This is a genomic window from Actinomadura sp. 3N407, assembly GCF_052245875.1.
In the GTDB taxonomy this organism is placed as follows: Bacteria; Actinomycetota; Actinomycetes; order Streptosporangiales; family Streptosporangiaceae; genus Spirillospora.
Genome location: NZ_JBQQBP010000030.1, coordinates 56,051 through 65,119 on the forward strand (window position 1 = coordinate 56,051; position 9,069 = coordinate 65,119).

10 protein-coding genes and 2 tRNA genes are annotated in these 9,069 nt (G+C 69.2%); 7 read left to right on the forward strand and 5 right to left on the reverse strand.

Going from position 1 to position 9,069, the window contains the following annotated elements; genetic code table 11:
* Window positions 1–111: 111 nt before the first annotated feature.
* Window positions 112–936 carry an alpha/beta fold hydrolase gene (locus tag ACTWPP_RS41580; protein WP_443109982.1) on the forward strand — a complete coding sequence of 275 codons (825 nt, stop codon included), beginning with the start codon at window positions 112–114 and terminating at the stop codon, window positions 934–936.
* Window positions 933–1,640 (forward strand): HAD family hydrolase, encoded by a 708-nt coding sequence (locus tag ACTWPP_RS41585; RefSeq protein WP_443109983.1) that lies wholly within the window; start codon window positions 933–935, stop codon window positions 1,638–1,640. Before ACTWPP_RS41580 ends, ACTWPP_RS41585 begins: the two co-directional genes overlap by 4 nt.
* A gap of 51 nt (window positions 1,641–1,691) precedes the next feature.
* Here the strand turns inward: ACTWPP_RS41585 and ACTWPP_RS41590 are convergent, their stop codons facing one another.
* Window positions 1,692–2,273: a YceI family protein gene (locus tag ACTWPP_RS41590; protein ID WP_443109984.1), complete on the reverse strand. Its 582-nt coding sequence runs from the start codon at window positions 2,271–2,273 to the stop codon at window positions 1,692–1,694.
* Between the two features lie 122 nt (window positions 2,274–2,395).
* Between ACTWPP_RS41590 and ACTWPP_RS41595 the strand changes: the two genes are divergently transcribed.
* From ACTWPP_RS41595 to ACTWPP_RS41610, 4 genes are all read left to right on the forward strand, one after another.
* Entirely contained in the window at window positions 2,396–2,773 is a 378-nt protein-coding gene (locus tag ACTWPP_RS41595; protein ID WP_443109985.1) for a winged helix-turn-helix transcriptional regulator, read from the forward strand.
* Between the two features lie 200 nt (window positions 2,774–2,973).
* On the forward strand, window positions 2,974–5,601 hold the full coding sequence (gene alaS, locus ACTWPP_RS41600; RefSeq protein WP_443109986.1) for an alanine--tRNA ligase: 2,628 nt from the start codon (window positions 2,974–2,976) through the stop codon (window positions 5,599–5,601).
* A gap of 50 nt (window positions 5,602–5,651) precedes the next feature.
* Window positions 5,652–6,167, forward strand: a complete 516-nt coding sequence (locus ACTWPP_RS41605; RefSeq protein WP_443109987.1) for a hypothetical protein — start codon at window positions 5,652–5,654, stop codon at window positions 6,165–6,167.
* A 146-nt stretch (window positions 6,168–6,313) separates the two neighbouring features.
* A complete protein-coding gene (locus ACTWPP_RS41610; protein WP_443109988.1) occupies window positions 6,314–6,577 on the forward strand; it encodes a WGxxGxxG family protein in 264 nt (87 codons plus the stop codon).
* A 74-nt stretch (window positions 6,578–6,651) separates the two neighbouring features.
* Here the strand turns inward: ACTWPP_RS41610 and ACTWPP_RS41615 are convergent.
* Window positions 6,652–6,725 (reverse strand) — tRNA-Pro (locus ACTWPP_RS41615).
* A gap of 138 nt (window positions 6,726–6,863) precedes the next feature.
* On the opposite strand from ACTWPP_RS41615, the gene ACTWPP_RS41620 reads away from it, so the two are divergent.
* Window positions 6,864–6,934: transfer RNA gene (locus ACTWPP_RS41620), tRNA-Gly, on the forward strand.
* A gap of 242 nt (window positions 6,935–7,176) precedes the next feature.
* Here ACTWPP_RS41620 and ACTWPP_RS41625 read toward each other — a convergent pair.
* The 3 genes from ACTWPP_RS41625 to ACTWPP_RS41635 all read right to left on the reverse strand — a co-directional run.
* Window positions 7,177–7,383, reverse strand: coding sequence for a DNA-binding protein (locus ACTWPP_RS41625; RefSeq protein ID WP_443109989.1), 207 nt, complete (start codon window positions 7,381–7,383; stop codon window positions 7,177–7,179).
* A gap of 2 nt (window positions 7,384–7,385) precedes the next feature.
* A complete protein-coding gene (locus tag ACTWPP_RS41630) occupies window positions 7,386–7,919 on the reverse strand; it encodes a hypothetical protein (protein ID WP_443109990.1) in 534 nt (177 codons plus the stop codon).
* A gap of 193 nt (window positions 7,920–8,112) precedes the next feature.
* A partial coding sequence (locus ACTWPP_RS41635) for a hypothetical protein (protein WP_443109991.1) occupies window positions 8,113–9,069 on the reverse strand: 957 nt, incomplete at its 5' end.

Sequence of the window (9,069 nt, forward strand, 5' to 3'; positions counted from 1 at the left end):
GACATCGGGCCCCTGACCACCTGGACGCCGGTCAGGGGCCCGTTCCATGCGTTGCGGGCGGGATACGAGGATAGGGAGACGGTTGTTCGTCCGACGACGTTGGGAGCTCCCTTGCACGACTGGACGCTGGGCAAGACGTACCGGAGCAAAGCCGGTGAGGTTCGGTGGGACGTGCTTGGGGACGAGCATGCGGACCCGGTCGTCCTCCTGCACGGCACGCCGTTCTCGTCCTACGTGTGGCGTGGTGTCGCGCGCGCTTTGGCGACGAACCACCGCGTGTACGTGTGGGACATGCCGGGCTACGGGACGTCCGAGATGAGCGATGGGCAGGACGTCTCGCTGGCCGCGCAGGGCGAGGTCTTCACCGAACTGCTGGCCCATTGGGGCCTGCAGGAGCCGTACGTCGTCGCGCATGACTTCGGCGGTGCCGTGTCCCTCCGGGCGCATCTCCTGCACGGCGCCCGCTACCGTGCCCTCGCCCTTGTCGACCCGGTCGCGCTGGCCCCATGGGGATCGCCGTTCTTCCGCCTTGTCGGTGCCAACGCGGAGGTGTTCGAGCAGCTCCCGCCCGCGCTGCACGGGGCGCTCGTCCGGGAGTACGTGTCGTCCGCGAGCAACCGCGGCCTGCATCCAGCCGTTCTTGAGGCGCTGGCCGGCCCCTGGCTCGGGGACGCCGGGCAGCCGGCGTTCTACCGGCAGATCGCCCAGGCGGACCAGCGCTACACCGACGAGATCCAGGGCCGCTACGGCGAGCTGGCGCTCCCGGTCCTGATCTGCTGGGGCGCCTCGGACACCTGGATCCCCGTCGCCAAGGGCCACGAGCTGGCCGCCCTCGTCCCCGGTTCGCGCCTCCACCCGATCGGCGGGGCCGGGCACCTGGTCCAGGAGGACGCGCCCGCCGAGCTGACCGCCGCGCTCGCCGGCTTCCTCGCATGATCGCGGCCGTGCTGTTCGACCTCGACGGGACGCTCCTCGACCACGAGGGGGCGGCGGCCGAAGCGATCACCCGCTCGTTCCCGGACGCGGACCCGGCGTGCCTCGTCCCGCGCTGGAGGGAGCTGACCGAGGAGGCGGTCGACCGGTACCTGGCGGGTGAGCTGAGCCTCGCCGCCCAGCGCCGCGCCCGGATCGTGCCCCTGGCTCGGGAACTGGGGCTCGGGGAATGGGACGACTCCCGCGCCGACACGTGGACCGCCGGGTTCCTGACCCTGTACCAGGCCGCGTGGCGACCGTTTCCCGAGGCCGGGCGGGTGCTGGACGTCCTGGCGGAGCGCGGCCTGCGGCTCGGAGTGATCACCAACGGGGACGCGGAGCAGCAGCGCGCGAAGATCGAACGTCTCGGCTTCGCCGGCCTTCTCCGGTACGTCGTGACCTCCGGAGAGACGGGTTCCGCCAAGCCCTCCGCCGGGATCTTCCGGACGGCGTGCGCGGGACTCGGCGTCCCGCCCGGCGAGGCAGCCTACGTCGGGGACCGCCTCGTCACCGACGCGCAGGGCGCCGCGGCCGCGGGACTCACCGGCGTGTGGCTCGACCGCTCCGGCGATCCCGCACCGCACGGCCTGGAGGTCTCGCGCATCACCTCGCTGGACGCGCTCCCCCGGCTGCTCCTTCGAAAGGCGGGGACGGCGGGCACGCGATGATCCGCGTGGGCGGCACCGGCCGTGTCCCGGTGCCGCCCACGGACGTCTGGGTCAGGACGTCTGGAGGCTCGCCTGGATCTCCAGGATGATCTGGACCTTGTCGCTCAGCCCGAGCCCGCCGCCGCCCGGCACCATCGTGGTGTCGCCGACGCCGAACTCCAGCCGCCTGATCTCCCCGGTCGCGGTGAAACCGGCGCGGGCGCCCTTGAACGGGTCGTCCTGCCGGAACGTGTCTGGGGCGAACCCGCCCATCTCCAGATCGAGCGGGACCTGCTTGGTCACACCGCGCAACGTCAGCTCGCCGTCCAGGACGAAGCCGTCTCCGTCGGGGCGCACGCCGGTGGAGCGGTACGTCATCGCCGGATACTTCTCGACGTCGAGGAAGTCGGCGGACCTGACGTGCTCGTCGCGCTGGGCGATGCCGGTGTCGATCGAGGCCAGGTCGATGGTCGCGGTCACCGACGAGTCGAGGGGGTCGTCGCCGGTCACGATCGTCCCCTCGAACGTTCCGAAGCGCCCGCGGACCTTGCTGACCATCAGATGCCGGATGGTGAAGCCGACGCCGCTGTGCAGGGGGTCGATGGTCCAGGTGCCGGCGATGTAGCCGGGGATCTCGACAAGCTCGGCCGTCATCGTGTCTCCTAGGGTTATGAGAAGTAAGGCGGTTCCGATCGGGAACCGTCTCCATGGTGCGGACACCCTCGGAGTCGGCACAAGAAGGCACTTTTTCCTGCCCTGGTCACCTGGAGATAACCATGGAGTACACGGCCGAGAGGTGCCGGGCCCGCGAGATCCTCGACCGCGTCGGCGACAAGTGGTCGCTACAGGTGATCTCGCTGCTCGGCGAGCGCACCAAGCGGTTCACCGAACTCAGGCGCGAGATCGACGGCATCAGCCAGCGGATGCTCACCGTCACGCTGCGCGGCCTGGAACGCGACGGCATCGTCAGCCGCACCGTGTACCCGGTGATGCCGCCCCGCGTGGACTATTCACTCACCCCGATGGGCGCGACGCTGCTGGACGCGGCCAGCACCCTCGTGAAATGGGCGGAATCCCATATCAACGAGATCGACGCCGCCCGCGCCGACTACGACGTCCGCACCGCGGAGACGGAGGCCCTCAAGACGACATGAGGTCTCGGCCGCAGCAGACGCGCGCGTAGGACGACACGAAATCCATGTGCCGTCGTTCGCCGCAGGACGTAGTTTTGAGGCGATGGACTTTCACGAGGTGGGACGGCGAGCTAGCCGCGCCGAGCTGGGGAACGAGCAGTCGTGCCCGGCCCGGCTCGGCGGTGTGCGCCGTCATCCCATCGACCTCGTGAGGCCGTCCCATGCGCTCGACTGACATACGTTCGACATTCCTGGACTTCTTCCAGAAGCGCGACCATCGCGTCGTGCCATCCAGCCCGCTGATTCCGTCCGACCCCACGCTTCTGCTGGCGAACGCGGGCATGAACCAGTTCAAGCCGTACTTCCTTGGCGAGACCACGCCTGAGCACCCTCGCGCGGTGTCCGTGCAGAAGTGCGCGCGCACGTCCGACATCGAGAACGTTGGCCGCACGACCCGGCACGCGACGTTCTTCGAAATGCTCGGCAACTTCTCCTTCGGCGACTACTTCAAGTCGGAGGCGATCTCCTGGGCGTGGGAGCTTTTCACCCGCCACTACAACCTCGACCCCGAACGTCTATGGATCACCGTGTACCTGGACGACGAGGAAGCCGTACGCCTCTGGCAGCGCGTCGGCGTCCCCCCGGAACGGATCCAGCGGCTCGGCATGGAGGACAACTACTGGTCGATGGGCATACCCGGCCCATGCGGCCCGTCCTCCGAACTGCACTACGACCGGGGGCCGTCCTTCGGACGTGAGGGCGGACCAGCCGTAGACGGCGAGCGCTATCAAGAACTGTGGAATCTCGTCTTCATGCAGAACCTCCGTGGCGAGGGCTCCGGCAAGGACGGGTACCCGATTCTCGGCGAACTGCCCGCGCGGAACATCGACACAGGACTCGGTCTCGACCGTCTCGCGGCAGTTCTGCAGGACGTGGACACGGTGTGCGAGACCGACCTGCTGGCGCCGACGTTCCGGCTCGTCCAGGAAATGGCGGGCCGCGAATACCCGGGACGCGACGGCGGCGACGACTCCACGTCCTTCCGCGTCGTCGCGGAGCATTCGCGGTCGATCACGTTCCTCATCGCCGACGGCGTCATGCCCGCGCGCGACGGCCGAGGCTACGTGCTGCGCCGCCTGATGCGCCGCGCCGTCCGGCACGCGCGCAGGCTCGGCATCGACGACCTCGCCCTGCCGGCGCTGACGTCCAGCGTCATCGGCAACCTCGGCGGGACGTGGCCCGAGCTGACGCGGCAGTCCGCACTGATCCGGCAGGTCGTCACGGCCGAAGAGGAGGGGTTCGAGCGGACGCTGCGGCAGGGTTCGCGGCTCCTCGAGTCGGCGATCGGGCGCGCGACGGCCACCATCTCCGGGCGCACCGCGTTCGACCTGCACGACACCTACGGCTTCCCGATCGACCTGACCGTCGACGCCGCGCGCTCGGCGGGCCTCACCGTCGACGAGGACGAATTCGCCGCGCTCCTCGAAGAACAGCGACACCAGGCGCACCGGGCGGGCCAGGGCAGGAAGGGCGACGCGGTCGCGCGCCAAGACGCCTACCGGCGCATCACCGCCGAACACGGGCCTACCCAGTTCGTCGGCTACGCGTCGACATCGGCGGAAACACGCGTCCAGGCGCTGCTCGGCCCGCACGGAACACTCCACGCGGCGGGCGAAGGCGACGAAGTCGAGGTGATCCTGACGCGAAGCCCGTTCTACGCGGAATCGGGCGGCCAGGTCGGCGACACGGGCACGGTGCGCACCTCCGGAGCGACCCTGCGGGTCCTGGACACCCGGCCCGGCCTCGACGATCTGCACGTGCACACCGTCCGCATACTGGACGGCGAGGTGCGCCCCGGCGACGAGGCCGAAGCGGTCGCGGACGCGGACCGCCGTGCGGCCACCGCCCGTTCCCACAGCGCGACCCACGTCCTGCACGCGATGCTGCGCCGGCTCCTCGGCGATCACGCGGCACAACGCGGCTCCCGCGTCGAGCCCGGACGCCTGCGTTTCGACTTCGCACACTTCTCCCCGGTCGACACCCGACCCGTCCAGACCCTCGTCAACGACTACCTGCTCGACGACCCCGAAGTCCGAGTCTGGGAGACGACCCGCGCCGAAGCCGAGGCGGCGGGGGCGGTCGCGCTGTTCGGCGAGAAGTACGGCCAGGACGTCCGCATCGTGGACATCGGCGACGCGTCCCGTGAACTGTGCGGAGGGACCCACGTCGGGCACGGCTCCCAGGCGGGTCCCGTCCACATCGTCGGGGAGGCGTCCATCGGTACCGGCCTGCGCCGCATCGAGGCGCTCACCGGAGCCGACGCGCTGCGCCACCACGACCATCAGCGCGACATCCTCACCGAACTCGCGGCGATGCTCAACGTCCGTCCCGACCAGGCGCCCGACCGCCTGCGGCAACGCCTGGAGACCCTCGCGGAGACCCGGCGGCACCTCGACACCCTCCGCCAGGCCGAACTGGACGCTCAAGCGGAACGCCTGGCGTCCCTCGCCGAGCCCGTACCGGGCGGATGGCTGGTCGCACAGAGGGTTCCGAGCACCACCGGCGCCGACCTCCGCACCCTCACCACCAAGATCCTCACCCTCCGCGACGGCCGCGGCGTCGTCGTCCTGGGCACCGACACGGACGGCAAGGCGGCGCTCGTGGCGGCGGCCGGAGCGGACACCGGGATCCAGGCGCGCGACCTCCTGACGGAAGCGGCGCGCGAGGTCGGCGGCGGCGCCGGGGGCAAGGGCCCCATCGCGAACGCGGGCGGTCGCGACCCCGGAAACCTGCCGAAGGCGATCACCACCGCGGCGCGACGGGCCCGGACACTCCTCACCCTTGATTAGCCCAAAACTCCACGTATCGTACGAAACAGGACGGCGAGGGGAGCCCTTCAGTGCTGCGCGTGTTCTGTTTCCACACCCTCGGGATCACGGTCGAAGACCTCTACCTGGTCGACCCGGACCCCCACCGCGGCGGACACGAACGCGGCGTCCGCGTCGAACTGCGACTGCTCGGCACGCCCCCGTGGCGCGGCTCCCCCAACGCGTCCCAGCAGGTCATCGTGGACCGGGCCGTCTGGCGGGCCGACTTCCTGGAGTCGGTCACCGGCGGCCCGGGCTCCAAGGACCGCATGCACCACCACCCGGGCATGATCGACAACGAGCCCGGCCGGCGCGTCTTCGTCCCCGGCCTCACCGCCGACCCCATGGGCTGGCTCGAACACCAACTCTCCGACGTCCTCCCCCTCCTGGAGGCCGCCCAGGTGGACGCCCGCACGCACCACGCCTCCGCCGAAGCCCTCCGCGAAGCGGTACCCGAGGTCGTCGGCACCGTGGCGACCGTCCTCGGCGAAATCCGCGCCGGCACCCTCGCCACCGAACCCCCGAAAAAGACGCCTACACACCCTTAATGATCTCCCCCACCCCTTTGCCGCACTTCAGAAAAGCGTCAACAAACGGCGATCGCCCAGTATGAGGCGTTACCCGGCACCTCTTCAGGGAACGGCCAGGCACCGACTGGATCCGCCACTCATTACTCAGGGAAATGGGGAAGAGCATGCGCAAGTTCCTCGGAGCGGTGAGCCTGGCCGCCCTGGTCACGTTCGGTCCCGCGGCGCCGGCGTTCGCGGAGCACGCCGAGCCACCGGCCGTCCAGCAGGTGAAGCAGGCGCAGAACGAGGACGACGGCGGCAGCAAGGCCGGCCTGTGGGGCCTGCTCGGTCTCCTCGGCCTTCTCGGAGCCATGGGCATGAGGAAGTCCAAGCCGAAGGTCGGAACCGCCGAGAGCCGCACCGGCCGCCGCGAAGGCCCGGGAATGTAGGACATGTCCCAGCATCCGGCCGCCGCCCGAGCGCGCCTCACGGCGCCGACCGAGCGGCGGCCCGGGACGTCCCGTCGGGCTGGCGGGATTTGAACCCACGACCCCCGGCACCCAAAGCCGGTGCGCTACCAAACTGCGCTACAGCCCGCACACGATGACGCGAGAAGTCTAGTCCCGATCAGACCCGCCCGCCGCTCCTTACCCGGCACCCGGACCACCCGGCACGCCCGCACCCGGAACCCTGTACGCTACGGGTTGGCGATCGAGGGCCCCAGGCCCTCCGCTCGCGGGCGTAGCTCAATGGTAGAGCCCCAGTCTTCCAAACTGGCTACGCGGGTTCGATTCCCGTCGCCCGCTCTCTTGTTTCCCCAGGTCAGAGACTTGTAGGGCGATCTTGACTGACCCTCTGAAGATCATTTGTCACCCATTTGTCACTGGGATCTGGCACGCCTGGGCGGCATCCTGGTTCAACTGCGAACCTTGGTGATCATGGTCTGAACGTCTCTGGCGAAGATCGACACGGCGCAGGAGCAGGCAGCCTCAACGCCGAAGGCCCGGCTCCCGTCGGGGAACCGGACCTTCAGCCAGCGGACGTCTTTCTAGCTCGCTTCTCCCCCGAGCAGCCGACGCAGGTCGGCGGTGACGACGCGGTAACTGGCCCCCACGCGGATCACCTTGCAGGGGAACTCTCCCGTCCGGGCGAGTTCGTAAGCGCGCGTGCGTCCGAGCCCGATGGCCCGCGCGGCAGTCTCGATGTTCGTGGTGGTGGGCAGCGCGAGGAGTTCCTCGCGGCTCATCAACTCCATCTTCAGGCCCCCTTCCCCCGGCTCCTGGCCCATCGCGGGCGTGCGGCTTGCCTACGTGGTGGCGCTTCGACGTTCGGTCTCCGGACCTCCAGGTCAGGACGTGCTGAGGGTGTTGCGGTGCTCAGGGGCGGCCGGTGATCGTCCGGACGAGGGAGGCCGTTGACGGACTTGATCGCGCTCTGCGCTTGTCCCGCGGCTTCCCCGAGCCCGGAGGTGAGATGGCGGGCGTGGAGGATGGCGCGACTGAAAGCGTCCAGGGCCTCGTCCAGGTCCGCTCCGTGATCGTGGCCGAGGCGGTGCTCTCGGTGCTCCCGCAGTAGGAACTCGTCCAGCTGCCGCATGGTCTGGTCGAGCCCGTAGGCAGCCGAAGCGAGGGCTCCCAGCACCGCATAGGCGGTCGCCGGCATCGTCAGGCCCGGTGGTCCTGCGGTGGCACGGTTGAGGTCTCGGACGCGCTCGCGAAGGTCGTGGACGATCTGCTCGGTCGCTCTGTCATCTTCGGAGGCTGCTCCGAGGTCGTAACGGTCATGGGTCATGCACATGCTCCTTGCGGCGTTGTCTTCCTGCGTTTCGTGCAGGGGTAAGCGCGGTCATGGCTCGTCCTTCCTCTCGGGGTGACAGGTAGGTTCACCTGGCACGCTTTGACATTCTTTACGCTCCGTAATTGTGCATGCGCGATGATCTTTACTCCACTATCTGCCTGCACGCGGCGTGTCCCGTCGCTCCAGGTCAGCGCTTGGGGCCGCGACGATGGAGCTGGCGGTCCCGGTCAGGGCGCGAGCGTCCCGCCGGCTCCCGCCGCAAGCCATCATTCAGCGGTATGGGGAAGGACTCCGCCGCCAGTCGTCCGGCGTCCTGTGCATCGGCGACTCGGGGTGGCGTTGGCCGGACGGGCAAGGACGCTTGTCGCCGGACGGTGCGAAGTCGTCCGGCGGCTTGTCGCGCTGCCCCAGCCTGCGCGGAACGTTGCTGCGACTCCCGATGGGCAGCGACCGCATCCATGATCTCCACCAGGTTGGCGATCAAGAACAGCAGCTCGACCGTGAGATCCCTACTCCGATCACGTTGGTCGCCCCTGCCGATGTTGGTGACGGCCATGATCCGCGCGGCTACCCTCAGCCCGTTGCCGGACGAGGAAGTCGGAGAAGGGCGTCCGAACGGTTCCCGCGCGGCACGGTCGTAGACGTCGGCGGCCTTCGCGAGCTCCCTGTTCCCGGTGATATCTGCTGTCACGTGCAAGACGTCAGAGGCCGCAGATGCGACGTCCGCGCGCACTTCCGGATCACTGGTATGCCGCATGTGCCAGGCCGCCGCAGCCGCCGCATGTGCGGCCTCCCGGTAAGCCGCGGTTCGCACCACATGGTCGAGAACCAGTTGCCGAGTCCTGGTCACCTGCCGCGCGGTCGGGACAGCCGCCCCCACACCCCACCGATACCGCAGCTTCGGCAATGTGAGGTCAGCGGCAAGCTTGCCTCCAGAGAAGTAGATCGGGGCTTTCGCGTTGTTCGTGTATCCCGGAACCGCTACCGCGTATCCGGTGACCTGGCCAGGTGTCTGGACTGAGGCGCCCCGGATCTTCCGGACAGGTCCCCAACTAGGGTTGTTGGGGAGAACCGGAAGGGAAGGTCGTTGGCACGACAGAGGCGGCATTTCACCCAGGAGCACAAGGACGAGATCGTCCGCATG

Coding starts and splice junctions, on each gene's coding strand:
- ACTWPP_RS41625 (WP_443109989.1), bottom strand. CDS start 7,383: ATGGAGTTGATGAGCCGCGAGGAACTCCTCGCGCTGCCCACCACCACG.
- alaS (WP_443109986.1), top strand. CDS start 2,974: ATGCGCTCGACTGACATACGTTCGACATTCCTGGACTTCTTCCAGAAG.
- ACTWPP_RS41590 (WP_443109984.1), bottom strand. CDS start 2,273: ATGACGGCCGAGCTTGTCGAGATCCCCGGCTACATCGCCGGCACCTGG.
- ACTWPP_RS41610 (WP_443109988.1), top strand. CDS start 6,314: ATGCGCAAGTTCCTCGGAGCGGTGAGCCTGGCCGCCCTGGTCACGTTC.
- ACTWPP_RS41595 (WP_443109985.1), top strand. CDS start 2,396: ATGGAGTACACGGCCGAGAGGTGCCGGGCCCGCGAGATCCTCGACCGC.
- ACTWPP_RS41630 (WP_443109990.1), bottom strand. CDS start 7,919: ATGACCCATGACCGTTACGACCTCGGAGCAGCCTCCGAAGATGACAGA.
- ACTWPP_RS41585 (WP_443109983.1), top strand. CDS start 933: ATGATCGCGGCCGTGCTGTTCGACCTCGACGGGACGCTCCTCGACCAC.